The sequence below is a fragment of the Enterobacter sp. fkY84-1 genome (assembly GCF_052974705.1).
In genome coordinates this window covers 3,763,523-3,788,864 of record NZ_CP169393.1, presented here as the reverse complement: position 1 = coordinate 3,788,864, position 25,342 = coordinate 3,763,523, and the positions used below count along the sequence as shown (strand labels likewise).

The 25,342-nt window shown below is 58.1% G+C and carries 25 protein-coding genes; 20 read left to right on the top strand and 5 right to left on the bottom strand.

All coding sequences use genetic code 11. From position 1 onward, the window contains the following. Nucleotides 1-253 precede the first annotated feature (253 nt). The 3 genes from cysJ to cysH are packed head-to-tail and all read left to right on the top strand — an operon-like array spanning nt 254 to nt 4,521. Nucleotides 254-2,059, top strand: coding sequence for an NADPH-dependent assimilatory sulfite reductase flavoprotein subunit (gene cysJ, locus ACEPLT_RS18085; RefSeq protein WP_232927408.1), 1,806 nt, complete (start codon nt 254-256; stop codon nt 2,057-2,059). Further along, nucleotides 2,059-3,771, top strand: a complete 1,713-nt coding sequence (gene cysI / locus ACEPLT_RS18080) for an assimilatory sulfite reductase (NADPH) hemoprotein subunit (RefSeq protein WP_008499617.1) — start codon at nt 2,059-2,061, stop codon at nt 3,769-3,771. The genes cysJ and cysI overlap by 1 nt, the downstream gene beginning before the upstream one ends. 15 nt (nt 3,772-3,786) lie before the next feature. Next, nucleotides 3,787-4,521 (top strand): phosphoadenosine phosphosulfate reductase, encoded by a 735-nt coding sequence (gene cysH / locus ACEPLT_RS18075; protein ID WP_008499616.1) that lies wholly within the window; start codon nt 3,787-3,789, stop codon nt 4,519-4,521. A 96-nt stretch (nt 4,522-4,617) separates the two neighbouring features. On the opposite strand, the gene ACEPLT_RS18070 is transcribed toward cysH, so the two are convergent. Then, nucleotides 4,618-5,661, bottom strand: a complete 1,044-nt coding sequence (locus ACEPLT_RS18070; RefSeq protein WP_008499615.1) for an aminopeptidase — start codon at nt 5,659-5,661, stop codon at nt 4,618-4,620. Between the two features lie 246 nt (nt 5,662-5,907). Here ACEPLT_RS18070 and cysG point away from each other — a divergent pair, with 246 nt between their 5' ends. From cysG to rpoS, 13 genes are all read left to right on the top strand, one after another. Then, on the top strand, nt 5,908-7,257 hold the full coding sequence (cysG, locus tag ACEPLT_RS18065; protein ID WP_165614934.1) for a siroheme synthase CysG: 1,350 nt from the start codon (nt 5,908-5,910) through the stop codon (nt 7,255-7,257). A gap of 9 nt (nt 7,258-7,266) precedes the next feature. After that, on the top strand, nt 7,267-8,175 hold the full coding sequence (gene cysD, locus ACEPLT_RS18060) for a sulfate adenylyltransferase subunit CysD (RefSeq protein WP_008499613.1): 909 nt from the start codon (nt 7,267-7,269) through the stop codon (nt 8,173-8,175). Between the two features lie 9 nt (nt 8,176-8,184). Continuing rightward, on the top strand, nt 8,185-9,609 hold the full coding sequence (cysN, locus tag ACEPLT_RS18055) for a sulfate adenylyltransferase subunit CysN (RefSeq protein ID WP_039265531.1): 1,425 nt from the start codon (nt 8,185-8,187) through the stop codon (nt 9,607-9,609). Next, nucleotides 9,609-10,214: an adenylyl-sulfate kinase gene (cysC, locus tag ACEPLT_RS18050; RefSeq protein WP_021241908.1), complete on the top strand. Its 606-nt coding sequence runs from the start codon at nt 9,609-9,611 to the stop codon at nt 10,212-10,214. Before cysN ends, cysC begins: the two co-directional genes overlap by 1 nt. Nucleotides 10,215-10,272: 58 nt before the next feature. After that, the gene (locus ACEPLT_RS18045) at nt 10,273-10,599 is read left to right on the top strand and encodes a DUF3561 family protein (protein ID WP_008499610.1); all 327 of its coding nucleotides are present in this window, start codon (nt 10,273-10,275) and stop codon (nt 10,597-10,599) included. A 166-nt stretch (nt 10,600-10,765) separates the two neighbouring features. Further along, complete coding sequence (gene ftsB / locus ACEPLT_RS18040) at nt 10,766-11,077, top strand: cell division protein FtsB (protein WP_008499609.1); 312 nt, start codon at nt 10,766-10,768, stop codon at nt 11,075-11,077. Between the two features lie 19 nt (nt 11,078-11,096). Next, nucleotides 11,097-11,807: a 2-C-methyl-D-erythritol 4-phosphate cytidylyltransferase gene (gene ispD / locus ACEPLT_RS18035; protein ID WP_023344811.1), complete on the top strand. Its 711-nt coding sequence runs from the start codon at nt 11,097-11,099 to the stop codon at nt 11,805-11,807. Next, a complete protein-coding gene (gene ispF / locus ACEPLT_RS18030) occupies nt 11,807-12,286 on the top strand; it encodes a 2-C-methyl-D-erythritol 2,4-cyclodiphosphate synthase (RefSeq protein ID WP_008499607.1) in 480 nt (159 codons plus the stop codon). The genes ispD and ispF overlap by 1 nt, the downstream gene beginning before the upstream one ends. Next, complete coding sequence (gene truD, locus ACEPLT_RS18025; protein ID WP_023616746.1) at nt 12,283-13,332, top strand: tRNA pseudouridine(13) synthase TruD; 1,050 nt, start codon at nt 12,283-12,285, stop codon at nt 13,330-13,332. Before ispF ends, truD begins: the two co-directional genes overlap by 4 nt. Beyond that, nucleotides 13,313-14,074 (top strand): 5'/3'-nucleotidase SurE, encoded by a 762-nt coding sequence (gene surE / locus ACEPLT_RS18020; protein WP_021241911.1) that lies wholly within the window; start codon nt 13,313-13,315, stop codon nt 14,072-14,074. Before truD ends, surE begins: the two co-directional genes overlap by 20 nt. Next, entirely contained in the window at nt 14,068-14,694 is a 627-nt protein-coding gene (locus ACEPLT_RS18015; RefSeq protein WP_008499604.1) for a protein-L-isoaspartate(D-aspartate) O-methyltransferase, read from the top strand. The genes surE and ACEPLT_RS18015 overlap by 7 nt, the downstream gene beginning before the upstream one ends. 116 nt (nt 14,695-14,810) lie before the next feature. Beyond that, entirely contained in the window at nt 14,811-15,935 is a 1,125-nt protein-coding gene (nlpD, locus tag ACEPLT_RS18010; protein ID WP_008499601.1) for a murein hydrolase activator NlpD, read from the top strand. 59 nt (nt 15,936-15,994) lie between these two features. Continuing rightward, nucleotides 15,995-16,987 carry an RNA polymerase sigma factor RpoS gene (rpoS, locus tag ACEPLT_RS18005; RefSeq protein ID WP_008499600.1) on the top strand — a complete coding sequence of 331 codons (993 nt, stop codon included), beginning with the start codon at nt 15,995-15,997 and terminating at the stop codon, nt 16,985-16,987. A 52-nt stretch (nt 16,988-17,039) separates the two neighbouring features. Here rpoS and ACEPLT_RS18000 read toward each other — a convergent pair whose 3' ends face one another. Beyond that, nucleotides 17,040-17,420, bottom strand: a complete 381-nt coding sequence (locus tag ACEPLT_RS18000) for a DUF4440 domain-containing protein (RefSeq protein WP_032675421.1) — start codon at nt 17,418-17,420, stop codon at nt 17,040-17,042. After that, complete coding sequence (locus ACEPLT_RS17995) at nt 17,417-18,619, bottom strand: MFS transporter (protein WP_232927406.1); 1,203 nt, start codon at nt 18,617-18,619, stop codon at nt 17,417-17,419. Before ACEPLT_RS17995 ends, ACEPLT_RS18000 begins: the two co-directional genes overlap by 4 nt. A 108-nt stretch (nt 18,620-18,727) precedes the next feature. On the opposite strand from ACEPLT_RS17995, the gene ACEPLT_RS17990 reads away from it, so the two are divergent. Continuing rightward, nucleotides 18,728-19,615 carry a LysR family transcriptional regulator gene (locus tag ACEPLT_RS17990; RefSeq protein WP_232927405.1) on the top strand — a complete coding sequence of 296 codons (888 nt, stop codon included), beginning with the start codon at nt 18,728-18,730 and terminating at the stop codon, nt 19,613-19,615. Here the strand turns inward: ACEPLT_RS17990 and ACEPLT_RS17985 are convergent. Continuing rightward, on the bottom strand, nt 19,612-20,019 hold the full coding sequence (locus ACEPLT_RS17985; protein WP_008499596.1) for a MarR family winged helix-turn-helix transcriptional regulator: 408 nt from the start codon (nt 20,017-20,019) through the stop codon (nt 19,612-19,614). The genes ACEPLT_RS17990 and ACEPLT_RS17985 overlap by 4 nt on opposite strands. 172 nt (nt 20,020-20,191) lie before the next feature. Here ACEPLT_RS17985 and ACEPLT_RS17980 point away from each other — a divergent pair, with 172 nt between their 5' ends. From ACEPLT_RS17980 to ACEPLT_RS17970, 3 genes are read left to right on the top strand one after another with little or no spacing between them, the layout of a single operon-like run. Further along, entirely contained in the window at nt 20,192-20,794 is a 603-nt protein-coding gene (locus ACEPLT_RS17980) for a non-oxidative hydroxyarylic acid decarboxylases subunit B (RefSeq protein ID WP_008499595.1), read from the top strand. After that, nucleotides 20,784-22,211, top strand: coding sequence for a non-oxidative hydroxyarylic acid decarboxylases subunit C (locus tag ACEPLT_RS17975; protein WP_008499594.1), 1,428 nt, complete (start codon nt 20,784-20,786; stop codon nt 22,209-22,211). Before ACEPLT_RS17980 ends, ACEPLT_RS17975 begins: the two co-directional genes overlap by 11 nt. 10 nt (nt 22,212-22,221) lie before the next feature. Beyond that, nucleotides 22,222-22,443: a non-oxidative hydroxyarylic acid decarboxylases subunit D gene (locus ACEPLT_RS17970; RefSeq protein WP_003862116.1), complete on the top strand. Its 222-nt coding sequence runs from the start codon at nt 22,222-22,224 to the stop codon at nt 22,441-22,443. Between the two features lie 138 nt (nt 22,444-22,581). On the opposite strand, the gene mutS is transcribed toward ACEPLT_RS17970, so the two are convergent. Further along, a complete protein-coding gene (gene mutS, locus ACEPLT_RS17965; RefSeq protein WP_447088302.1) occupies nt 22,582-25,143 on the bottom strand; it encodes a DNA mismatch repair protein MutS in 2,562 nt (853 codons plus the stop codon). Between the last annotated feature and the right edge of the window lie 199 nt (nt 25,144-25,342).

The window sequence follows — 25,342 nt, the reverse complement described above, 5'->3', positions numbered from 1 at the left end:
TTTTAGCATTAACTAAAACGGCTCTGAGCGGCAACCGCCTCGTATACGGGGTGTTTATCGCTATTTCTTATTATATTTCAAATAATTATTTAATCGGTTTTATCGCTAAGCATGACAACCAAAACAGGTTAGTCCATTTGGTTATTTATTATTTCCATCCCTTCTTTAATTGTTATTATCCTCGCCGTTAACCTTATCTTCAGTTTGGATTTATTCGCTTAAAGTCCGCTTGGCTACTGGAACATAACGACGCATGACAACACAGGCCCCACCTTCAAACTTGCTTCCCCTGAACCCGGAGCAGCTGGCGCGCCTTCAGGCTGCCACCTCTGATTTTTCTCCCACTCAGCTTGCCTGGGTCTCCGGCTATTTCTGGGGAATGCTCAATCAGCAGCCTGGCGCTGTGGCGGGTGCACCGGCCACGGCCGTAGAAATTCCGGCCATTACCCTGATTTCCGCCTCGCAGACGGGTAACGCCCGCCGCGTGGCCGAAGCGCTGCGTGACGACCTGCTGGCCGCCAGGCTGAACGTGAACCTGGTCAACGCCGGGGATTATAAATTTAAGCAAATCGCGTCAGAAAAACTGCTGGTGGTGGTGGCTTCTACGCAGGGTGAAGGTGAACCCGCAGAAGAAGCGGTGGCGCTGCATAAGTTCCTGTTCTCGAAAAAAGCGCCGAAGCTGGATGGCACGGCGTTTGCCGTCTTTGGCCTGGGCGATACCTCCTATGAATTCTTCTGCCAGTCCGGCAAAGACTTCGACAGCAGGCTGGCGGAGCTGGGCGCAGAGCGCCTGCTGGACCGCGTTGACGCAGATGTCGAATACCAGACCGCCGCCGCTGAATGGCGTGCCCGCATCGTTGACGTGCTAAAAGCGCGCGTGCCGAAAGAGACGTCGACGCAGGCCGTGTTCACCGCGACGGGTGCTGTTAACGACATCCACACCAGCCCGTACACCAAAGAGGCGCCGCTGGCGGCGAGCCTGTCGGTGAACCAGAAAATTACCGGCCGCGATTCCGAAAAAGACGTTCGCCATATCGAAATCGATCTCGGCGACTCGGGCCTGCGCTATCAGCCTGGCGATGCGCTGGGCGTCTGGTATCAGAACGATCCGGCGCTGGTGAAAGAGCTGGTTGAGCTGCTGTGGCTGAAAGGCGACGAGCCCGTCACCGTTGACGGCAAAACGCAGCCGCTTTCTGAAGCGTTGCAGTGGCATTTTGAGCTGACGGTGAATACCCCGAATATCGTCGAAAATTATGCCACCTTAACGCGCAGCGAATCCCTGCTGCCGCTGGTGGGCGACAAGGCGAAGCTGCAGCATTACGCCGCGACGACGCCAATTGTCGATATGGTGCGCTTCTCTCCGGCTCAGCTGGATGCCGATGCGCTGATCGGCCTGCTGCGTCCGCTGACCCCACGCCTGTACTCCATTGCCTCGTCTCAGGCCGAGGTGGAGAGCGAAGTGCATATCACCGTCGGCGTGGTGCGCTACGACATCGAAGGCCGCGCCCGTACGGGTGGGGCATCGGGCTTCCTGGCAGACCGCGTGGAAGAAGAGGGCGAAGTGCGCGTCTTTATCGAGCACAACGACAACTTCCGCCTGCCTGCAAACCCGGAAACGCCGGTCATCATGATTGGCCCGGGCACCGGCATTGCGCCGTTCCGCGCCTTCATGCAGCAGCGTGCGGCAGACGGCGCGCCGGGTAAAAACTGGCTGTTCTTCGGCAACCCGCACTTTACGGAAGATTTCCTCTACCAGGTGGAGTGGCAGCGCTATGTGAAAGAAGGCGTACTGACCCGCATCGATCTGGCCTGGTCCCGCGACCAGAAAGAAAAAGTATACGTACAAGACAAACTGCGCGAACAGGGCGCAGAGCTGTGGCGCTGGATCAATGACGGTGCCCACATTTATGTCTGCGGCGACGCCAATCGCATGGCGAAAGACGTTGAACAGACTTTGCTGGAAGTGATTGCCGAATTCGGCGGTATGGATGCCGAAGCGGCGGATGAATTTTTAAGTGAGCTGCGCGTTGAGCGCCGTTATCAGCGAGATGTCTACTAATGAGCGAAAAACATCCAGGGCCACTGGTGGTCGAAGGTAAACTGACAGACGCCGAGCGCATGAAGCTGGAAAGCAACTATCTGCGTGGCACCATTGCTGAAGATCTGAATGACGGTCTCACCGGCGGTTTCAAAGGCGACAACTTCCTGCTGATCCGTTTCCACGGCATGTACCAGCAGGACGACCGCGACATCCGCGCCGAGCGTGCAGAGCAGAAGCTGGAGCCGCGTCACGCGATGCTGCTGCGCTGCCGTCTGCCGGGTGGGGTGATTACCACCAAACAGTGGCAGGCGATCGACAAGTTTGCCGGTGAAAACACGATCTACGGCAGCATCCGTCTGACCAACCGTCAGACCTTCCAGTTCCACGGCATTCTGAAGAAGAACGTCAAGCCGGTGCACCAGATGCTGCACTCCGTTGGGCTGGACGCGCTGGCGACCGCCAACGACATGAACCGTAACGTGCTCTGCACCTCGAACCCGTATGAGTCCGAGCTGCACGCTGAAGCGTACGAGTGGGCGAAGAAGATCTCCGAGCACCTGCTGCCGCGCACGCGCGCCTATGCGGAGATCTGGCTCGATCAGGAAAAAGTCGCGACCACCGATGAAGAGCCGATCCTCGGCCAGACCTACCTGCCGCGTAAGTTTAAAACCACGGTAGTGATCCCGCCGCAGAACGATATCGACCTGCACGCCAACGACATGAACTTCGTGGCGATTGCCGAAAACGGCAAGCTGGTGGGCTTTAACCTGCTGGTGGGCGGCGGCCTGTCCATTGAGCACGGTAACAAGAAAACCTATGCCCGCACCGCGAGCGAGTTCGGCTTCCTGCCGCTGGAGCACACGCTGGCCGTGGCGGAAGCGGTGGTGACGACCCAGCGCGACTGGGGTAACCGTACCGACCGTAAAAACGCGAAAACCAAATATACCCTGGAGCGCGTGGGCGTGGAGACGTTCAAAGCGGAAGTGGAGCGTCGCGCGGGCATCAAGTTTGAGCCGATCCGCCCTTACGAATTCACCGGTCGCGGCGATCGCATTGGCTGGGTGAAGGGTATCGACAATAAATGGCACCTGACGCTGTTTATCGAAAACGGCCGTATTCTGGATTATCCGGGGCGTCCGCTGAAAACCGGCCTGCTGGAAATTGCGAAGATCCATAAGGGCGAGTTCCGCATTACGGCTAACCAGAACCTGATCATTGCCGGCGTGCCGGAAAGCCAGAAGGCGAAGATCGAGAAGCTGGCGCGCGAACATGGGTTGATGGATGCGGTGAAGCCGCAGCGTGAAAACTCAATGGCCTGCGTGTCGTTCCCGACCTGTCCGCTGGCGATGGCGGAAGCGGAACGTTTCCTGCCGTCATTCACTGACAAGGTAGAAGCGATTCTGGAAAAACACGGCATTCCGGACGAGCATATTGTTATGCGCGTGACGGGCTGCCCGAACGGCTGCGGTCGCGCGATGCTGGCCGAACTGGGGCTGGTGGGGAAAGCGCCGGGGCGCTACAACCTGCACCTGGGCGGTAACCGTATCGGCACGCGCATTCCGCGTATGTTCCGCGAGAACATCACCGAGCCGGAAATTCTTGATTCCATCGACGAGCTTGTCGGGCGCTGGGCGAAAGAGCGCGAAGCGGGTGAAGGCTTCGGCGACTTTACGGTGCGTGCGGGCATCATTCGCCCGGTGCTCGATCCCGCCAGGGATTTCTGGGAGTAAACACGAGAGGTAATTATGTCCGTACTCGATCTAAACGCCCTTAATGACCTGCCAAAAGTCGAACGCATTCTGGCGCTGGCAGAAACCAATGCCCACCTTGAAAAGCTGGACGCTGAAGGGCGCGTGGCGTGGGCGCTGGAAAACCTGCCGGGAGAGTATGTGCTCTCGTCAAGCTTTGGTATTCAGGCGGCGGTCAGTTTGCATCTGGTGAATCAGATCCGTCCGGACATTCCGGTGATCCTCACCGATACCGGCTATCTGTTCCCGGAAACCTACCAGTTCATTGACGAGCTGACGGACAAGCTCAGGCTGAACCTGAAAGTTTACCGCGCGACGGAAAGCGCGGCCTGGCAGGAGGCGCGCTACGGCAAGCTGTGGGAGCAGGGGGTTGAGGGCATTGAGAAATACAATGAGATCAACAAAGTTGAGCCGATGAACCGGGCGCTGAAAGAGCTTAATGCGCAGACGTGGTTTGCGGGCCTGCGCCGTGAGCAGTCCGGCAGCCGGGCAACCTTACCGGTGCTGGCGGTGCAGCGCGGGGTGTTTAAAGTGCTGCCGATTATCGACTGGGATAACCGGACGGTGTACCAGTACCTGCAAAAGCACGGGCTGAAATACCATCCGCTGTGGGACCAGGGCTATCTGTCGGTGGGCGATACCCACACCACGCGTAAGTGGGAACCGGGCATGGCGGAAGAAGAGACGCGATTCTTCGGGCTGAAGCGCGAGTGCGGGTTGCACGAAGGGTGATAACCTTTTTGCCCGGTGGCGCTGCGCTTACCGGGCCTACAAAGGCTTAAGAGAGGGGTGGGGTGAGGGCATCAGGCCGCACTATGCTTAACGGCCTCAGGCTTTCCCCGCTTTCGCCAGCTCCTTCACCAGCGGCAGCATCACCTTCACCACATCACGACTGCGGTGTTCAATCCGCTGCGGCAGCGCGCGATCGATGTGCTGCTGATTGTCCAGCATCACGTTGTGCCAGCTCGTCCCGTCCGGGAAGGCCTTCGATTTAGCCCGCTGCTGGTAGCCATCTTTTTTGCCCAGCGCCCAGTTCGTCGCTTCCACGTACAGCACCGGAATGCCCGCCTTATCGAACACTTCCCCGTCGTTGCAGCAGCCTGTGCCTCGCGGATAATCCGGGTTACCGCCGGGATTGCTGGTGGCATAAACCCCATGGCTGCGGGCTATCGCCAGGGCCCGGTCGCGCGTCAGTTTCCGCACGGTACCCGGCGTACTCTGCCCGCTGTTGAAATAGAGCTTGTCGCCGACGATCAGGTTATCGAGGTTGATCACCAGCAGCGTATTTTTCTTCTCCTCAGCGCTCATACGCTTAAGGAGATTCTCAGCGCCGAGTTTGCCCTCTTCCTCACCGCTGGTGGCAACAAAACGAATGCCATATTGGGTGGGAATATCTTTCATCCGCTCGGCCAGTTCGAGCATCACGCCCAGGCCTGCGGCATTGTCGTCCATGCCCTGCAGCGTCAGCCCGCCAAGATTGTTATCCGTATCGGCGTCACTCATCGGGGCGTAGGTATCAAGGTGCGCCATAATGATAATTTGCTCTTTTGCGCTGCCTTCGTGGGCCGCAATCACCGTACTGCCGGTCACGTTATGCCAGTTTTTCGTTTTATTGCGTGAGGTATAGACGTAGCGGCTGTGAAACGATCGGATATCGCTCTGGTAACCCATGTCGGCAAACTGCTGGCGAAGATAGTCCGCGGAGAGCATTTCCGCAGGCGATCCGGTCATGCGGCCAGGGAAAACGGTGGCAATATGCCGCGCCTGCATAGTGGCGATTTCACCATAAGGTTGGTTTTTTGCCTGGGCAGGAAGAATAAAGCAAACGCCGAGCGCCAGGGCAGCAATACGGTGGCGCGTTGCGGAAAACATAGTGAGTCCTTAAAAACAGAGCAAAATAATAACCCGCCTAGTATGAAACTGTGATCGTCCATACACAATTTGAATCGTTCTTAAATGCCCGAAATTTCGCGCGTTAAGCACTTTTTGGTATTAGCTTTTTCACAGCGTTATTCCATTGAGTAACTACTCATTCCAATTCGTAATTTCATTCGGTCTAAGCCGCCCCCTATAGTCCCTCTATTCCTCGTTGTTAGTGAGTTGTTGCCTGTGGACTATCTGCCCTTATTTGCTGCGATTAAAGAGAAACCGGTGCTGGTGGTTGGCACGGGTGAAATCGCCGATCGTAAAATCGCGTTTCTGCAGCGCGCAGGGGCCCAGGTGCAGGTCGTTGAAGAGACGGATTTCGACGAGTCACAAATCGACAGCGTCGTGCTGGTAATTGCGGCGACCGACGATCGTGAACTGAACCAGCGGATCTCCGACGCCGCTCAGGCCCGTTACCGCCTGGTGAACGTGGTGGACGACCAGCCTTTATGCTCGTTTATTTTCCCGTCGATCGTTGACCGTTCGCCGCTGCTGGTGGCGATCTCCTCCGGCGGTACCGCACCGGTGCTGGCGCGCGTGCTGCGGGAAAAAATCGAAGCGCTGCTGCCGACCAGCCTCGGGCGCATGGCGGAGAAAGCCAGCTACTGGCGCAACCATCTGAAAACCCGCCTGACCAGCGTGACGGAACGCCGTCGCTTCTGGGAACGCGTGTTTCGCGGCCGCTTTGCCAGCCTGATGCATGCCGGTAATGAGACAGCGGCGCAGAAAATCCTCGAGGACGAACTGGATAACCCCGGCAGTACGGGCGGGGAGATCATTCTGGTGGGCGCGGGGCCGGGCGATGCCGGGCTCCTGACGCTGCGCGGCCTGCAGGTGCTGCAGGATGCGGACGTGGTGTTCTACGACCACCTGGTCACCGACGGCGTGCGCGAGCTGATCCGTCGCGACGCGGAGCAAATCTGCGTCGGCAAACGGGCGGGCGAACACTCGGTGCCGCAGCACGACACCAACCAGATGCTAATTGACGCCGCGAAAGCGGGCAAAACCGTGGTGCGCCTGAAGGGGGGCGATCCGTTCATTTTCGGTCGCGGCGGCGAAGAGCTGCAGGCGGCAGCCGAAGCGGGCGTTCCGTTCCAGGTGGTGCCCGGCATCACGGCGGCTTCTGCGGTAACGGCCTACGCCGGTATCCCGTTGACCCACCGCGATTACGCCCAGAGCGTCACCTTTGTGACCGGCCACTACAAGGCGGACAGCACGCCGTTCGACTGGTCGCATCTCGCCCAGAGCCGCCAGACGCTGGCGATATACATGGGCACGATGAAGGCGGCGGACATCAGCGAACAGCTTATTCAGCACGGTCGCGAGGCGACGACCCCCGTCGCCGTCATTTCTCGCGGCACGCGCGTCGATCAGCATGTTGCTGTCGGCACACTTCAAGACCTTGCAACCCTGGCGAAAGATGCCCCGATGCCTGCCCTGATCGTGGTGGGGGAAGTGGTGCAGCTGCACAGCACGCTCGCCTGGTTTCAGCACACAACCGATACAGAAGGCTTTGGTTCTTCTGTTGTAAATTTGGCTTAAGGAACGGTTATGGACCAAAAACGTCTTACACACCTGCGGCAGCTCGAAGCGGAAAGTATCCATATTATCCGCGAAGTGGCCGCCGAGTTTTCTAACCCGGTGATGATGTACTCCATCGGCAAAGATTCCAGCGTCATGCTGCATCTGGCGCGTAAAGCGTTTTATCCGGGCACGCTGCCGTTCCCGCTGCTGCACGTGGACACCGGCTGGAAATTCCGCGAGATGTACGAGTTCCGCGATCGTACCGCGAAAGCCTACGGCTGCGAGCTGCTGGTGCATAAAAACCCGGAAGGGGTGGCGATGGGCATTAACCCGTTCGTGCACGGCAGCGCCAAACACACCGATATCATGAAAACCGAAGGGCTGAAGCAGGCGCTGAACAAATACGGTTTTGACGCGGCCTTCGGCGGCGCGCGCCGTGACGAAGAGAAGTCCCGCGCTAAAGAGCGTATCTATTCGTTCCGCGACCGCTTCCACCGCTGGGACCCCAAAAACCAGCGTCCGGAGCTGTGGCACAACTACAACGGCCAGATTAACAAGGGCGAAAGCATCCGCGTCTTCCCGCTCTCCAACTGGACCGAGCTGGATATCTGGCAGTACATCTATCTGGAAAACATCGAGATCGTTCCGCTGTATCTGGCCGCCGAGCGCCCGGTGCTGGAGCGTGACGGCATGCTGATGATGATCGACGACGATCGCATCGACCTGCAGCCGGGTGAAGTGATCAAAAAACAGATGGTGCGTTTCCGCACCCTCGGCTGCTGGCCGCTGACCGGCGCGGTGGAATCCAACGCCCAGACGCTGCCGGAGATCATCGAAGAGATGCTGGTGTCGACCACCAGCGAGCGACAGGGGCGCGTGATTGACCGCGACCAGGCAGGCTCCATGGAGCTGAAGAAACGTCAGGGTTATTTCTAAGGAGCCGCCATGAATACCACTATTGCTCAACAAATTGCCAACGAAGGCGGCGTGGAAGCGTATCTGCACGCGCAACAACACAAAAGCCTGCTGCGTTTTCTGACCTGCGGCAGCGTGGATGACGGGAAAAGTACCCTGATTGGCCGCCTGCTGCACGATACGCGCCAGATTTATGAAGATCAGCTCTCCTCCCTGCATAACGACAGTAAGCGTCACGGTACCCAGGGCGAAAAGCTGGATCTGGCGCTGCTGGTGGATGGCCTGCAGGCGGAGCGCGAGCAGGGCATCACCATCGATGTGGCCTACCGCTATTTCTCTACCGAGAAGCGCAAATTTATTATTGCCGACACCCCGGGGCACGAACAGTACACCCGCAATATGGCGACCGGCGCGTCGACCTGCGACCTGGCGATCCTGCTGATCGACGCCCGTAAAGGCGTGCTGGATCAGACCCGTCGCCACAGCTTTATCTCCACGCTGCTGGGGATCAAACACCTGGTGGTGGCGGTCAACAAGATGGATCTGGTGAACTTCAGCGAAGAGAAGTTCGAGGAGATCCGCCAGAGCTATCTGACCTTTGCCGAACAGCTGCCGGGCAACCTGGATATCCGCTTTGTGCCGCTCTCGGCGCTGGAAGGGGATAACGTCGCCTCCCAGAGCGCGAACATGCCGTGGTACAGCGGCCCGACGCTGCTGGAGGTGCTGGAGACGGTTGAAATTCAGCGCGTGGTCGACACTCAGCCGATGCGCTTCCCAGTGCAGTACGTGAACCGTCCTAACCTCGACTTCCGCGGTTTCTCCGGTACTCTCGCGTCAGGCGCCGTGAAGGTGGGTCAGCGCGTCAAGGTGCTGCCATCCGGCGTGGAATCGACCATCGCACGCATCGTCACCTTCGACGGTGACCTGCAGGACGCAGGCGCCGGTGAAGCGGTTACGCTGGTGCTGAAAGACGAGATTGATATCAGCCGGGGCGATCTGCTGGTGGATGCCCAGGAAACGCTGGCCGCCGTGCAGGGGGCTTCCGTGGATGTGGTGTGGATGGCGGAGCAACCGCTGACGCCGGGCCAGAGCTACGACATCAAAATCGCCGGCAAGAAGACCCGCGCCCGCGTGGACGGTATTCAGTTCCAGGTGGACATCAACAACCTGACCCAGCGCGAGGTCACCGAGCTGCCGCTGAACGGTATTGGTCTGGTCGATCTGACCTTTGACGAACCGCTGGTGCTGGATCCGTATCAGCAAAATCCGGTGACGGGCGGGCTTATCTTTATTGACCGCCTGACGAACGTCACCGTCGGCGCGGGGATGGTCCGTGAGCCAAACGAACAGGCGTCCGCGGCTTCAGAATTCAGCGCCTTTGAGCTGGAACTGAACGCGCTGGTGCGTAAGCACTTCCCGCACTGGGGCGCGCGCGATCTGCTGGGAGGCAAGTAATGGCTGCCCATGATGAGAACGTCGTCTGGCATCCTCATCCGGTCACCGTCGCCCAGCGCGAACAACTCCACGGTCACCGTGGAGTTGTGCTGTGGTTTACCGGGCTGTCCGGCTCGGGTAAATCGACGGTGGCGGGCGCGCTGGAAGAGGCATTGCATCAGCAGGGCGTAAGCACGTACCTGCTGGATGGCGACAACGTGCGCCATGGCCTGTGCAGCGATTTAGGGTTCAGCGACGACGACCGCAAAGAGAACATCCGCCGGGTCGGGGAGGTTGCCAGCCTGATGGCCGACGCCGGGCTGGTGGTGCTGACCGCATTTATCTCTCCACACCGCGCCGAGCGCCAGATGGTGCGCGAACGGGTCGGACAGGATCGCTTTATCGAAGTGTTTGTGGATACGCCGCTGGAGGTTTGCGAAGCGCGCGACCCGAAAGGGTTGTACAAAAAAGCGCGTGCCGGAGAATTGCGCAACTTCACCGGCATTGACGCGGTATACGAAGCGCCTGAATCGCCAGAAATTCACCTGGAGGGTCAACAATTGGTAACAAATTTAGTAAGCCAATTATTAGACCTGCTCAGACGGGACGATATTATCAGATCCTGAGACGGTATCGTTCGGGAGCTGTCTTCCCGAACGATGAGTCACGGTCACAGGACTAGCTATGCGCAACAGTGAACATTACATCACCACCACCGGGTCGGAGCCGCTTGCGACCGACGACGAAACGACCTGGTCATTTCCTGGGGCCATCATTGGCTTCGTCTCATGGTTGCTGGCGCTGGGTATCCCGTTTCTTATCTACGGCGGAAACACGCTGTTCTTCTTTCTCTACACCTGGCCTTTCTTTCTGGCGCTGATGCCCGTGGCGGTTGTCGTCGGCATTGCGCTGCACTCGCTGCTCAACGGCAAGCTCCTGTACAGTACCGTGGTCACGATTGTGACGGTGGTGCTGATGTTTGGTCTGTTATTTTTGTGGCTCATGGGCTAACTTCAGCCATAATTCAAACCGTAACCAACTGTGTAACGATATTGAGCAGGACGATTCTGCGGAAAAAATGTGGTACATTTGCCCGCGATGTTGCGGCATCTCTGTTACCCCGGCGTAGTGCTCTGGGGAAGTCTTGGGATGATGATGCCGTTTTTCAGGGGGCAGGATGGGTAAACTAACGCTGCTGTTGCTGGCTTTGCTAATCTGGCTGCAATATTCGCTGTGGTTCGGTAAGAACGGACTGCACGACTATAGCCGGGTGAGCGATGACGTCGCGGCTCAGCAGGCAACAAACGCCAAACTTAAGGCGCGAAACGATCAACTCTTCGCTGAAATTGATGACCTCAATGGCGGGCAAGAGGCGATTGAGGAACGCGCACGCAATGAACTCAGTATGACTAAGCCGGGCGAAACCTTTTATCGTCTGGTTCCGGATGCGTCTAAACGCAATCAGGGCTCAGCACAAAACAATCGATAATCAGGCCCAGGATTACGACATGGCAGTAACTTTTTCGGACGTATGCGCCGTGGTGCCGGCCGCAGGTTTTGGCCGGCGCATGCAGACAGAATGTCCCAAGCAATACCTCTCTATTGGCGATAAAACGATCCTCGAGCACGCCGTGGCGGCGCTGCTGGCGCACCCGCGGGTGACGCGGGCGATCATCGCTATCAGCCCCGGCGATGAGCGCTTCGCGCAGCTCCCGCTGGCAAATCATCCACAGATTACCGTTGTCGATGGCGGTGCCGAGCGCGCCGATTCCGTGCTGGCAGGCATTCAGGCGGCCGGTAACGCGCCGTGGGTGCTGGTCCATGACGCGGCGCGTCCGTGCCTGCATCAGGACGATCTCGCTCGCCTGCTGGCATTGAGCGAAACCAGCAAAGTGGGCGGCATTCTGGCCGCTCCCGTGCGCGACACCATGAAGCGTGCCGAGCCGGGCAAACGGGCTATCGCCCACACCGTCGATCGCGTCGATCTTTGGCACGCGCTGACGCCGCAATTTTTCCCCCGCGAACTGCTCCACGATTGCTTAACGCGCGCGCTTAACGAAGGTGCGACCATCACGGACGAAGCCTCTGCGCTGGAGTACTGCGGTTTCCACCCTGAGCTTGTTGAAGGACGTGCTGATAATATTAAAGTGACGCGTCCGGAAGATTTACAGCTCGCGGAATTTTATCTTACCCGTTCGACCCATCAGGAGAAGGCATAATGCGAATTGGACACGGTTTTGATGTACACGCCTTTGGCGGCGAAGGCCCAATTATCATTGGCGGCGTGCGCATTCCTTATGAAAAAGGGCTGCTGGCGCATTCTGATGGCGACGTGGCGCTGCATGCGCTGACCGACGCGCTGCTGGGCGCGGCCGCACTGGGTGATATCGGCAAGCTGTTCCCGGACACCGATCCGGCGTTTAAAGGGGCGGACAGCCGTGAACTGCTGCGCGAAGCGTGGCGCCGCATCCAGGCGAAAGGCTACACCCTTGGCAACGTCGACGTGACGATTATCGCTCAGGCCCCAAAAATGCTGCCGCACATTCCGCAGATGCGCGTATTTATTGCAGAAGATCTGGGCTGCCATATGGACGACGTGAACGTGAAAGCGACGACGACCGAGAAGCTGGGCTTTACCGGTCGCGGCGAAGGCATTGCCTGTGAAGCCGTGGCGCTGCTGGTGAAGGCGAGCAAATGACAGATTTCGACAACCTGACATACCTGCACGGTAAACCGCAGGGTAACGGGGTGCTGAAAGCCAGCCCTGAAGATTTCCTCGTGGTGGAGGATCTGGGCTTTGAGCCGGATGGCGAAGGCGAACATATCCTGGTGCGTATTCTGAAAAATGGCTGCAATACCCGCTTTGTGGCCGACGCGCTGGCAAAATTCCTCAAAATTCATGCCCGTGAGGTGAGCTTTGCCGGGCAGAAAGATAAACACGCCGTCACGGAACAGTGGCTCTGCGCGCGCGTTCCCGGCAATGCGATGCCTGATTTAAGCAAATTTGAGCTTGAGGGCTGTAAGGTACTGGAATATGCCCGCCACAAGCGCAAACTGCGTCTGGGCGCGTTAAAAGGCAACGCGTTTACGCTGGTGCTGCGCGAAGTGACTGACCGTGAAGACGTTGAAAAACGCCTGAATGCCATCAGCGACCGCGGCGTACCGAACTACTTTGGCGCGCAGCGCTTTGGCATCGGCGGCAGCAACCTGCAGGGCGCACTGCGCTGGGCGCAAAGCGACGCGCCGGTGCGTGACAGGAATAAACGCAGTTTTTGGTTGTCGGCGGCCCGCAGTGCGTTGTTTAATCAGATTGTGAGCGAAAGGCTGAAAAAACCGGACGCGAATCAAGTTGTTGTTGGCGATGCGCTACAATTAGCGGGACGCGGAAGCTGGTTTGTGGCAACGGCCGAAGAGATGGCCGATGTCCAGTCGCGCGTGGACGCAAAAGGGCTGCTGATCACCGCCGCGTTGCCCGGTACGGGCGACTGGGGAACCCAGGGGGAGGCCCTGGCCGCCGAGCAGTCAGCCGTGGCGGATGCGCCAGAATTGCAGTCCTTGCTGGTGCGGGAAAAAGTCGACGCGGCACGCCGCGCGATGCTGCTCTATCCGCAGCAGTTAAGCTGGAACTGGTGGGATGACGTGACCGTCGAGTTACGCTTCTGGCTGCCGGCAGGCAGCTTTGCCACCAGTGTTGTCAGGGAACTTATCAACACCTCGGGTGATTATGCGAATATTGCTGAGTAACGATGACGGGATCCACGCGCCAGGCATTCAGACCCTGGCGAAACACCTCCGTGAGTTTGCGGATGTGCAGGTTGTGGCGCCCGATCGTAACCGCAGTGGAGCGTCTAACTCGCTGACGCTGGAGTCGTCGCTTCGCACCTTTACCTTTGAAAATGGCGATATTGCCGTACAGATGGGCACGCCAACCGACTGTGTTTTTCTGGGCGTGAACGCGCTGATGCGGCCGCGTCCGGATATCGTCGTCTCCGGCATTAACGCCGGGCCTAACCTCGGCGATGACGTGATTTACTCCGGCACCGTGGCGGCCGCAATGGAAGGCCGCCATCTGGGGTTCCCGGCGCTGGCGGTCTCGTTGAACGGCTACACGCACTACGACACGGCCGCCGCGGTGACCTGTTCGATCCTGCGGGCGCTCGGCCGCGAGCCGTTGCGTACCGGGCGCATCCTCAACATCAACGTGCCGGATCTTCCTCTCGATGAAATTAAAGGCATCCGCGTCACCCGTTGCGGGAGTCGACATCCTGCCGATCAGGTGATCCCGCAGCAGGATCCGCGCGGCAACACGCTTTACTGGATCGGCCCTCCCGGCGATAAGTGCGATGCGGGTCCGGATACCGACTTTGCCGCCGTGGAGGAAGGCTATGTTTCGGTTACCCCGCTGCACGTAGATTTAACCGCGTATAGCGCGCATGATGTGGTGTCGGGCTGGCTGGATCGCGCAGGAGTGAACGCGCAATGGTAAACAAACGTGTACAAACTCTTCTGGAACAACTACGCGCGCAGGGGATCCGCGACGAGCACGTGCTTGAAGCGCTCGCCCTGGTTCCGCGTGAGAAATTTGTAGACGAGGCGTTTGAACACAAAGCGTGGGAAAACGTGGCGCTGCCCATCGGGCAGGGCCAGACGATTTCGCAGCCTTACATGGTAGCTCGCATGACGGAGCTGCTGGAGCTGACGCCCGACTCCCGCGTGCTGGAGATTGGCACCGGGTCGGGGTATCAGACCGCGATCCTGGCGCATCTCGTTCATCACGTATGCTCCGTTGAGCGGATCAAAGGTTTACAGTGGCAGGCGCGTCGTCGCCTGAAACAACTTGATTTACATAATGTTTCGACACGACACGGTGATGGATGGCAGGGTTGGAAGGCTCGTGCCCCGTTTGACGCGATCATCGTGACGGCGGCCCCGCCAGAAATTCCAGCAGCCCTGTTGTCGCAGCTGGATGAGGGGGGCATTCTGGTTCTGCCTGTCGGGGACGAGCAGCAGCTGTTGAAGCGCGTTCGTCGGCGCGGCGGCGAGTTTATTATCGACACCGTGGAAGCCGTGCGCTTTGTGCCTCTGGTGAAGGGGGAGTTGGCCTGAGACTCGGAATTATCCAGGGTTATTAAGGCAAATTCAGCGTATGGTGTGGCGCGAAAGATTCGTGCCATCACGGTAAATTTTAAGTCACTGGTAGTTAACACATTCCTGGGGGATAAATGAGCGCGGGAAGCCCTAAATTCACCATCAGCCGTGTTGCGGCATTATCACTGGTTTCGCTCTGGCTGGCAGGCTGTACAAGTTCTAACAACGCACCTGCGCCCGTCAGTTCCGTCGGCGGAAACAGCGGCTCCGGTAACACGTCCAGCGGAATGTTAATCACGCCGCCACCTAAAATGGGAACAGCTGCGCCGCAGCAAACACCACAAATCCAGCCTGTGCAACATCCTGTTACACAGCCAATGCAGGTTCAGCCAGTTGAACAGCCTGTTCAGACCCAAAACGGCCGCATAGTCTATAACCGCCAGTATGGGAACATTCCGAAAGGCAGCTACACCGGTGGCAGCACCTATACCGTGAAACGCGGCGATACGCTGTTCTACATTGCGTGGATCACCGGGAACGATTTCCGTGACCTCGCGCAGCGCAACAACGTCCAGGCCCCATATGGTCTGGAAGTCGGGCAAACGCTCCAGGTGGGCAACGCGACGGGTACGCCGCTTACGCCTGGCAACACGGTTTCAGCGGCCGATGTGACGGCTCAAAATAACAGCGTTAAGCCTGCACAAAAATCCACCACGGTGGTTGCTTCACAACCTGTAATTACGTATTCTGAGGATTCAGGTGATCAGACTGCTAACAAAATGTTGCCGAATAATAAAGGGACTGCGACTGCTGTCACAGCACCGGTTACGGCACCTGTGGTTAGCTCTACTGAACCGACTGCCAGCAGTATGACCTCCAGTTCGCCGATTTCTGCATGGCGCTGGCCGACTGACGGCAAGGTTATCGAGAACTTCTCTTCTTCCGAAGGGGGAAATAAAGGGATCGATATCGCAGGGAGTAAAGGACAGGCTATCATCGCGACCGCAGATGGACGCGTTGTGTATGCCGGTAACGCTCTGCGCGGTTACGGTAATCTTATCATCATCAAACACAACGATGATTACCTGAGTGCCTACGCCCATAACGACACAATGCTGGTCCGGGAACAACAAGAAGTTAAGGCGGGGCAAAAAATCGCTACCATGGGTAGCACCGGAACCAGTTCTACACGCTTGCATTTTGAAATTCGTTACAAGGGGAAATCCGTAAACCCGCTGCAGTACTTGCCGCAGCGATAATTTGACGGGGCATGCCAGCCAGGGTGTCTCGTTCAGGGATCACGGGTAGGAGCCACCTTATGAGTCAGAATACGCTGAAAGTTCATGATTTAAATGAAGACGCGGAATTTGATGAGAACGGAGTAGAGGCTTTTGACGAAAAAGCCTTAGTAGAAGAGGAACCCAGTGATAACGATTTGGCTGAAGAAGAGCTGTTATCGCAGGGCGCCACACAGCGTGTACTGGACGCGACTCAGCTTTACCTTGGGGAGATTGGTTACTCCCCACTGCTAACGGCCGAAGAAGAAGTCTATTTCGCACGTCGTGCTTTGCGTGGTGATGTGGCCTCGCGTCGTCGCATGATTGAAAGTAACCTGCGACTGGTCGTGAAAATTGCCCGCCGTTACGGCAATCGTGGTCTGGCTCTGCTGGATCTGATTGAAGAGGGCAACTTAGGTCTCATCCGCGCAGTTGAGAAGTTTGACCCGGAACGCGGGTTCCGTTTCTCAACCTACGCGACCTGGTGGATTCGTCAGACCATCGAACGGGCTATTATGAACCAGACCCGTACGATTCGCCTGCCGATTCACATCGTCAAAGAGTTGAACGTGTATCTGCGTACCGCGCGCGAGTTGTCCCATAAGCTGGACCACGAGCCAAGCGCAGAAGAAATTGCCGAACAACTCGATAAACCGGTTGATGACGTAAGCCGTATGCTGCGTCTCAACGAGCGCATTACCTCCGTTGACACCCCGCTGGGTGGCGACTCCGAAAAAGCGCTGCTGGACATCCTGGCCGATGAAAAAGATAACGGTCCGGAAGACACCACGCAGGACGATGACATGAAACAGAGCATCGTCAAATGGCTGTTCGAATTGAACGCCAAACAGCGTGAAGTGCTGGCGCGTCGCTTCGGTTTACTGGGGTATGAAGCTGCGACACTGGAAGACGTCGGCCGCGAAATTGGCCTGACCCGTGAACGTGTTCGTCAGATTCAGGTTGAAGGTCTGCGTCGCCTGCGTGAAATCCTGCAGGGGCAAGGTCTGAATATCGAAGCGCTGTTCCGCGAATAAGCAACCTTTCGTCAAAAAAGGCCCGTCGTGAGACGGGCCTTTTTCTTTTGTGTTACGGCTGCGTCGCCGTCTCGTGCAGCAGACGCCAGGTTATTTTGTCACCTTCCTGATTAAGCACCGCGGTTGACCAGCGCACGTTAACGGGCAGGTCTGGCCGGGTTTGCGTCTCCCGGTAGTGAAGCACTGCACCCCGTTCGCCGCTCTGGATCGTGGTTAATTCGTCAATGACGATTTTCAGCCCGGGACGGCTTCCGCGCTGTTTTTCCAGAAAACTGGCCAGGCCGTTATAGTCGACCTGCACACCGCCCGGCGGGATCATCAGAAAATCGCGACGGAAACGGGCGAGCAGGGCGTCGGCCTCGCCTTCACCTTTGCCTAACCATGCTTCAAGCGCAATGTGGAGGTCGATAATGTCGTGTTCGAAAGGCGTCATGAATTCTCCTGTCGCAGCGGGTTTAGCACCTGCGTATTGTTAAGACGAAAAACGTACGGTACCGGCAGCAAGGTCATGCCTGCGGCAAAAATAAACATCCCGTGCCAGGCGGCGTGTGGCGTCAGCCACGCCTGCGCCAGGTTCAGCACCTGCGCCAGCAGCAGGGCACCGGCAAAAAAGCTCAATTGACGATTGAGATTCCACAGCGCGCTGGCATCCGGCATCTCGTCCCGGCGCGTTGTCAGAAACGCGCTGCTCTGAGCCGTGCTGCTGCACAGGCTTCCCCCGGCGCCCATCAGGGCAAACGCGACGGCAAGCAACAGCGTAGCCGAACTGACGTCAATCAAAAGCAGAATGCCCGTCGCCTGCAGCAGGCAGCCGATGACGATCAGGGGTCGGGGGCCGATACGGTTAAAATAACGTCCCGTTGCCGTGATGGCGATAAACGATGCCACAGACCACGGCAGCATGAGCATGCCCGTAGCGGCTGGGCTCATGTTCGCCACGTTCTGAAGATAAAACATGCCCGTGACGTTCACCCCAATAAATACGCCGGGTACGCAGATATACACAAGCATGGAAAAACGCAAAAGCGGGTCCGCGAGCAATGACAGGTTTAGCAGTCTGGCCGCGTTCATCGCAGGCATTTCGTGTTTAAGCCACAGGCAGGCCAGAACAAAGGTCACGATAGCCACCGGTAGCGTGGCGAAAAATATCCATCGCCAGCTTAGCGTCTGTACCAGCAGTCCCCCGATAGCCGGGGAGCAGGCCGGGGCAAGCAGCGCGACCAGCATCACCGCCGAGGAGAGCTTCGCACGCTCCTGAGGCCTGAACTGTTGCCAGGTCAGCGCCTGTCCGACGGGGATCAGTAAGCCTCCTCCCACGCCCTGAAGCACTCGCCAGGCAATCAGACTTTCAAGCGTTGCAGACAGGCCCGCCGCTGCGGAGGCTGCGCTGAACAGAAAAAGCGAGAGCAGGATCACGCGCTTTGGCCCAATGCGGCGCGAGAGCAGGCTGCTGAACGGGATCGCCAGCGTCAGGCCGGCAATGTAGCCGTTACTGACCCAGGTAAGGGCCGAAGGCGTGGTGTTAAAGGCGTGAGCCATCGCCGGAAAGGCGACGCTGGCAATAAACATGTTGATCAAATCAAGAAAAAAGCCCAGCAGATAGACAACGGCAACTTGGCTGCGATACGTCATGTTGGATCCTCCGGTGAGGTGGCGTATCGTATCGATCCGGGAAGCACGGATAAACCTGACAAAGCGCGATATACTGTCAAAAATATTTTGACAGTAAAGGGTGTGATGATGATTAACCTGCAGCGGACGCAGATGTTTGTCGCGGTGGCCGACACCGGCAGTTTTACGGCGGCCGCCGAGGCGATGGGGCTGACAAAAGCGGTGATTAGCTTCAATATCCGCCAGCTTGAAGATGAGCTGGGCGTTACGCTGCTGCTGCGCTCCACCCGCCGCCTGACGCTAACCGAGGCGGGCGTGCTTTTTCATCAGCGCAGCGTGGCGCTTCTGAAGGAGGCCGAACGGCTGCAGGATGATGTCCGTGCGAACCATGCGGGGCTCACCGGCGAACTGCGGATCACGACCACGCCTGAATATGGCGCCCGGGTCGTGGTGCCGCTGCTGGCCAGGTTTAGCCAGCAGCACACGGATCTTCGCGTCCGACATGTTTCGTCGTCACTGCACGCAGACCTTATCTCGGAGCGCTTTGACGTGGCCATCCGGCTGGGAACGCTTGTTGATTCGCGCAACCACGCCGCACTGATTTCTCACTTTTCTATTCTCCCCGTCGCGACGCCCGAGTGGCTTGCGGGAAACCCGATCGAATCGCTTGCGCAGCTGGCGCAGGCCGACTGGATTATCCACGAGCGCTTAGCCTCGCCGCTGCGCTGGCAGGTGAAAGATGCCCGCGGTGCGCCTGACGTGCTGGAGATAAAAAAGGCGCCGCGTTTGTTTGCCGACAGCGCTCAGGCCCTTATGGCTTTTGCGCTCGCAGGCGGTGGGGTGGCGTTACTGCCGGAATGGCTGGTGCGCGATGCGCTTGATGCGGGAACGCTGGTGACGATTTTACCGGAGTATACCTTTGCGCGGCAGGGGATCTATGCGGTCTATCCTGATGCCCGGCATGTGCCCGCAAAAGTACGCACCTTTATCGATTTTATGCGCACCAGCGTGAGTTAATCGTGCATCATCTTTTTGATGAGCGCAGAGAACTGCTCCCGCTCGGCCTTGTTAAGGCGTCCTAAAAAGGCCTCATCAACCTCATTGCCTACCGGCTTACAGTCTGCAAGCAGGGCCTCACCTTCTGGCGTGAGGAAGACAAAGCGACGGCGCTTATCCGCAGGGTCGTGCTCGCGTTTGACCAGCCCGCGCGCCTCCATGCGGCTCAGCATTTCCGCCAGGGTCGCTTTCGTGCTGACCGCGACTTCAGTCAATGCCACCTGTTCAATGCCCGGATGCTCGGCAATCGAGCGCATCACCGCATACTGCGGCTTGGTCAGTTCCGGCAGGGCATGTTGCCACTTCGCGGTATGCTGTTGAAAAAGCTGACGTAACAGGTGGAACGCCTCTTGTCTTAGTTCCATGAACACTCCGACAGAAAAAATCACCCCCTATGATAGCCGCTAAAGTCCAGGATGATAATGCGGCATTTTTTAGCATTTTGTGTGATCGTGTACGAACAATCTTGTCAGAAAAACAATCCGGGAGTAGTTTACCCACAATGTTCGTACACGAACAAATTGATTGAGGTGATGAATGAGATTGATCGTGGGAATGACGGGGGCGACGGGTGCTCCGCTGGGCGTGGCGCTGCTGCAGGCGCTGCGGGAAATGCCGGAAGTAGAGACGCATCTGGTGATGTCGAAGTGGGCAAAAACCACCATTGAGCTGGAAACGCCTTACACCGCCCAGGACGTTGCTGCCCTGGCTGACGTCGTCCACAGCCCGGCTGACCAGGCCGCCACCATCTCCTCCGGCTCGTTTCGTACCGACGGCATGATCGTCATTCCCTGCAGCATGAAAACGCTGGCCGGGATCCGCGCGGGCTATGCCGAAGGGCTGGTGGGCCGTGCGGCGGATGTGGTGCTGAAAGAGGGGCGTAAGCTGGTGCTGGTGCCCCGTGAAACGCCGCTCAGCACCATTCATCTGGAGAACATGCTGGCGCTCTCCCGCATGGGCGTGGCGATGGTGCCGCCCATGCCTGCGTACTACAACCACCCGCAAACCGCCGATGACATTACCCAGCATATTGTGACCCGCGTGCTCGACCAGTTTGGCCTGGAGCATAAAAAGGCGCGCCGCTGGAACGGGTTGCGGGAGGCGAAACATTTTTCACAGGAGAATAAAGATGGCATTTGATGATCTGAGAAGCTTCCTGCAGGCGCTCGATGAGCAAGGGCAACTGCTGAAAATTGAGGAAGAGGTAAACGCCGAGCCGGATCTGGCGGCGGCAGCCAACGCGACCGGCCGCATCGGTGACGGCGCACCCGCGCTGTGGTTCGACAACATTCGCGGCTTTACCGATGCCCGCGTGGTGATGAACACCATCGGCTCCTGGCAAAATCACGCTATTTCGATGGGGCTGCCTGCGAACACGCCGGTGAAAAAGCAGATCGACGAGTTTATTCGCCGCTGGGATAAATTCCCGATTGCGCCAGAGCGCCGCGCCAACCCGGCCTGGGCGCAGAATACGGTGGACGGTGAAGACATTAACCTGTTCGACATCCTGCCGCTGTTCCGCCTGAACGACGGGGACGGTGGTTTTTATCTCGACAAAGCGTGCGTTGTCTCGCGCGATCCGCTCGACCCGGATAACTTCGGCAAGCAGAACGTTGGCATCTACCGCATGGAAGTGAAGGGCAAGCGCAAGCTCGGCCTGCAGCCGGTGCCGATGCACGATATCGCCCTGCATCTGCACAAAGCGGAAGAGCGCGGCGAAGACCTGCCGATTGCGATTACGCTGGGCAACGACCCGATCATCACCCTGATGGGCGCGACGCCGCTGAAATACGATCAGTCGGAATATGAAATGGCCGGTGCGCTCCGTGAAAGCCCGTACCCGATTGCCACCGCGCCGCTGACCGGCTTCGACGTGCCGTGGGGTTCTGAAGTGATCCTGGAAGGGGTGATTGAAGGCCGTAAGCGCGAAATTGAAGGGCCGTTCGGCGAGTTTACCGGCCACTACTCCGGTGGCCGTAACATGACGGTTGTGCGTATCGACAAAGTTTCTTACCGCACCAAACCGATTTTCGAATCCCTTTACCTCGGCATGCCGTGGACCGAGATTGATTATCTGATGGGGCCGGCCACCTGCGTGCCGCTCTACCAGCAGCTGAAAGCGGAGTTCCCGGAAGTGCAGGCGGTAAACGCGATGTACACCCACGGTCTGCTGGCGATCATCTCCACCAAAAAGCGTTACGGCGGCTTCGCCCGCGCGGTTGGCTTGCGCGCCATGACCACGCCGCACGGCCTGGGATACGTGAAGATGGTGATCATGGTGGATGAGGATGTCGACCCGTTCAACCTTCCGCAGGTGATGTGGGCGCTGTCATCGAAGGTCAACCCGGCAGGCGATCTGGTGCAGCTGCCGAACATGTCGGTGCTTGAACTCGATCCGGGATCCAGTCCGGCGGGCATTACCGACAAACTGATTATTGATGCGACCACGCCTGTCGCACCGGACACCCGGGGCCACTATAGCCAGCCGGTTCAGGATCTTCCCGAAACCAAAGCCTGGGCTGAAAAACTGACCGCGATGCTGGCTGCACGCCAATAAGGAGGAAAAGATGATTTGTCCACGTTGTGCCGATGAGCATATTGAAGTGATGGCGACGTCACCGGTGAAAGGGGTCTGGACCGTTTACCAGTGCCAGCATTGCCTGTATACCTGGCGCGATACCGAACCGCTGCGTCGTACCAGCCGCGAGCACTACCCGGAAGCGTTCCGCATGACGCAGAAGGATATTGACGAGGCGCCACAGGTGCCGACAATCCCGCCGCTGCTCTAAAAAAAAGCCCGGTGGCGCTGCGCTTACCGGGCGATAACGTCGTGCGGTCTGTTTTGCCGGGTGCGGCTTCGCCTTACCCGGCCTACAAAACTCGTAGGCCCGGTAAGCGCAGCGCCACCGGGCAAAGACCGCAGAAAACTAAACCAGACTCTTCAACCGATAAATCCACTCCAGCGCCTGACGCGGCGTCAGGGAATCCGGATCGAGATTCTCCAGCGCTTCCACGGCAGGCGATGTCTCTTCCGCTGGCACCAGAAGCGACATCTGCGTACCATCGATCTGCGTCGCCGCCGCATTCGGTGACAGGCTTTCCAGCTCACGCAGTTTCTGACGCGCGCGCTTGATCACCTCTTTCGGTACACCGGCCAGCGCCGCAACGGCCAGACCATAGCTCTTGCTTGCCGCGCCATCCTGCACCGTGTGCATAAAGGCGATGGTGTCGCCATGCTCCAGTGCATCAAGGTGGACGTTAGCCACGCCTTCCATTTTCTCCGGCAACTGCGTCAGCTCGAAGTAGTGGGTGGCGAACAGCGTCATGGCCTTGATTTTATTCGCGAGGCTTTCCGCACAGGCCCAGGCCAGCGACAGACCATCGTAGGTTGACGTTCCGCGTCCGACTTCGTCCATCAGCACCAGGCTGTGCTCCGTCGCGTTATGCAGAATGTTAGCCGTTTCAGTCATTTCGACCATGAAGGTTGAGCGGCCGCTCGCCAGATCGTCCGCAGCCCCGACGCGGGTAAAGATACGGTCGATGGGGCCAATCTCCACGTTTTGCGCCGGAACGTAGCTGCCGATATAGGCAAGCAGGGCAATCAGCGCCGTCTGACGCATATAGGTACTCTTACCGCCCATGTTCGGACCGGTAATGATCAGCATTCTTCGCTGGGGCGACAGGCTCAGCGGGTTGGCGATGAACGGTTCGTTCAGCACCCGCTCGACCACCGGGTGACGGCCTTCAGTGATGCGAATGCCGGGCTTGTCGGTAAAGGTCGGGCAGGTGTAGTTCAGCGTTTCCGCGCGCTCTGCCAGATTCACCAGCACGTCCAGTTCCGCCAGCGCGCTGGCGCTCAGCTGCAGGTCGGCCAGGTGCGGCATCAGCATGTCAAACAGCTCTTCATAGAGCTGTTTTTCCAGCGCCAACGCTTTGCCTTTCGAGGTGAGAACTTTGTCCTCGTACTCTTTCAGCTCGGGAATGATGTAGCGTTCAGCGTTTTTCAACGTCTGGCGGCGCACGTAGTGAATCGGCGCCAGGTGGCTCTGCCCGCGGCTGATTTGAATGTAGTAACCGTGAACCGCGTTATACCCTACCTTCAGGGTGTCGAGCCCAAGACGCTCGCGCTCGCGGATTTCCAGCTTATCAAGGTAGTCCGTCGCGCCGTCGGCCAGCGCGCGCCATTCGTCCAGCTCCTCGTTGTAGCCCGGGGCAATCACGCCGCCATCACGCACGAGAACCGGAGGCGCATCAATAATGGCGCGTTCAAGCAGCTCGCGGAGTTCGGTAAATTCGCCCATGGTTTCGCGGAGTTTCTGTACCGGCGCGCTGTCAACGTCGCTCAGCTGCGCACGCAGTTCCGGCAGCTGCTGGAAAGCATGACGCATCCGCGCCAGATCGCGCGGTCGCGCCGTGCGCAGCGCCAGACGGGCCAGGATACGTTCCAGATCGCCCACCTGACGCAGGACCGGCTGCAGCTCGGTATAGCGATCCTGCAGGGCGGCAATCGTCTGCTGACGGCAAACCAGCGTAGCGGTATCGCGAATCGGCATATGCAGCCAGCGTTTCAGCATACGGCTGCCCATTGGCGTGACCGTACTGTCGAGGACCGACGCGAGCGTATTTTCTACGCCGCCCGCCAGGTTCTGGGTGATCTCCAGGTTACGGCGCGTGGCGGCATCCATGATGATGCTGTCCTGCTGGCGCTCCATGGTGATAGAGCGGATATGCGGCAGGGCGGTGCGCTGGGTATCTTTTACGTACTGCAGGAGGCAACCTGCCGCACACAGCCCGCGCGGGGCATTTTCAACGCCAAAGCCAATCAGATCGCGGGTGCCAAACTGCAGATTCAGCTGCTGGCGCGCGGTATCAATTTCGAATTCCCACAGCGGACGGCGGCGCAGCCCGCGACGACCTTCAATCAGCGCCATTTCGGCGAAATCTTCGGCATAGAGCAGTTCTGCCGGGTTGGTGCGCTGCAGTTCGGCAGCCATCGTTTCACGATCGGCCGGTTCACTCAGACGAAAACGCCCGGAACTGATGTCCAGCGTCGCGTAGCCAAACCCTTTGCCGTCCTGCCAGAGCGCGGCCAGCAGGTTATCCTGGCGCTCCTGAAGCAGGGCTTCATCACTGATGGTGCCCGGCGTGACGATGCGCACGACCTTGCGTTCCACCGGACCTTTTGAGGTCGCGGGGTCGCCGATCTGTTCGCAGATGGCGACAGACTCACCCTGATTCACCAGTTTCGCCAGGTAGTTTTCTACCGCGTGGTGCGGAATACCGGCCATTGGAATGGGTTCACCAGCCGATGCGCCACGTTTGGTCAGCGAGATGTCGAGCAGCTGCGATGCGCGTTTGGCATCGTCATAAAACAGCTCGTAAAAATCGCCCATACGATAGAACAGCAGGATTTCCGGATGCTGTGCCTTCTGCTTCAGATACTGCTGCATCATTGGGGTGTGCGAGTCTAAATTTTCTATTGTACTCATCGGCTTATGATGTCCATTTTCTTAATTTTTAATGAGTTAGTGGTTTTTATGGTTATCATTAGGTTTCACGTTGTCTCATCGAATATCATGAAATCCTACATTTAAATGTAGGTTAAAGTGTAGCTTGCCAACCTATAGCTTGGTAAAATATGGGCACATACAGCGCAACCTACATTTATGTTCATGACTGCATAAGGTG

What these genes read in the sequence shown, in the direction of transcription:
- cysJ (WP_232927408.1), top strand. Translation starts at nt 254, where the DNA reads ATGACAACACAGGCCCCACCTTCAAACTTGCTTCCCCTGAACCCGGAG.
- cysI (WP_008499617.1), top strand. Translation starts at nt 2,059, where the DNA reads ATGAGCGAAAAACATCCAGGGCCACTGGTGGTCGAAGGTAAACTGACA.
- cysH (WP_008499616.1), top strand. Translation starts at nt 3,787, where the DNA reads ATGTCCGTACTCGATCTAAACGCCCTTAATGACCTGCCAAAAGTCGAA.
- ACEPLT_RS18070 (WP_008499615.1), bottom strand. Translation starts at nt 5,661, where the DNA reads ATGTTTTCCGCAACGCGCCACCGTATTGCTGCCCTGGCGCTCGGCGTT.
- cysD (WP_008499613.1), top strand. Translation starts at nt 7,267, where the DNA reads ATGGACCAAAAACGTCTTACACACCTGCGGCAGCTCGAAGCGGAAAGT.
- cysN (WP_039265531.1), top strand. Translation starts at nt 8,185, where the DNA reads ATGAATACCACTATTGCTCAACAAATTGCCAACGAAGGCGGCGTGGAA.
- cysC (WP_021241908.1), top strand. Translation starts at nt 9,609, where the DNA reads ATGGCTGCCCATGATGAGAACGTCGTCTGGCATCCTCATCCGGTCACC.
- ACEPLT_RS18045 (WP_008499610.1), top strand. Translation starts at nt 10,273, where the DNA reads ATGCGCAACAGTGAACATTACATCACCACCACCGGGTCGGAGCCGCTT.
- ftsB (WP_008499609.1), top strand. Translation starts at nt 10,766, where the DNA reads ATGGGTAAACTAACGCTGCTGTTGCTGGCTTTGCTAATCTGGCTGCAA.
- ispD (WP_023344811.1), top strand. Translation starts at nt 11,097, where the DNA reads ATGGCAGTAACTTTTTCGGACGTATGCGCCGTGGTGCCGGCCGCAGGT.
- ispF (WP_008499607.1), top strand. Translation starts at nt 11,807, where the DNA reads ATGCGAATTGGACACGGTTTTGATGTACACGCCTTTGGCGGCGAAGGC.
- truD (WP_023616746.1), top strand. Translation starts at nt 12,283, where the DNA reads ATGACAGATTTCGACAACCTGACATACCTGCACGGTAAACCGCAGGGT.
- surE (WP_021241911.1), top strand. Translation starts at nt 13,313, where the DNA reads ATGCGAATATTGCTGAGTAACGATGACGGGATCCACGCGCCAGGCATT.
- ACEPLT_RS18015 (WP_008499604.1), top strand. Translation starts at nt 14,068, where the DNA reads ATGGTAAACAAACGTGTACAAACTCTTCTGGAACAACTACGCGCGCAG.
- nlpD (WP_008499601.1), top strand. Translation starts at nt 14,811, where the DNA reads ATGAGCGCGGGAAGCCCTAAATTCACCATCAGCCGTGTTGCGGCATTA.
- rpoS (WP_008499600.1), top strand. Translation starts at nt 15,995, where the DNA reads ATGAGTCAGAATACGCTGAAAGTTCATGATTTAAATGAAGACGCGGAA.
- ACEPLT_RS18000 (WP_032675421.1), bottom strand. Translation starts at nt 17,420, where the DNA reads ATGACGCCTTTCGAACACGACATTATCGACCTCCACATTGCGCTTGAA.
- ACEPLT_RS17995 (WP_232927406.1), bottom strand. Translation starts at nt 18,619, where the DNA reads ATGACGTATCGCAGCCAAGTTGCCGTTGTCTATCTGCTGGGCTTTTTT.
- ACEPLT_RS17990 (WP_232927405.1), top strand. Translation starts at nt 18,728, where the DNA reads ATGATTAACCTGCAGCGGACGCAGATGTTTGTCGCGGTGGCCGACACC.
- ACEPLT_RS17985 (WP_008499596.1), bottom strand. Translation starts at nt 20,019, where the DNA reads ATGGAACTAAGACAAGAGGCGTTCCACCTGTTACGTCAGCTTTTTCAA.
- ACEPLT_RS17980 (WP_008499595.1), top strand. Translation starts at nt 20,192, where the DNA reads ATGAGATTGATCGTGGGAATGACGGGGGCGACGGGTGCTCCGCTGGGC.
- ACEPLT_RS17975 (WP_008499594.1), top strand. Translation starts at nt 20,784, where the DNA reads ATGGCATTTGATGATCTGAGAAGCTTCCTGCAGGCGCTCGATGAGCAA.
- ACEPLT_RS17970 (WP_003862116.1), top strand. Translation starts at nt 22,222, where the DNA reads ATGATTTGTCCACGTTGTGCCGATGAGCATATTGAAGTGATGGCGACG.
- mutS (WP_447088302.1), bottom strand. Translation starts at nt 25,143, where the DNA reads ATGAGTACAATAGAAAATTTAGACTCGCACACCCCAATGATGCAGCAG.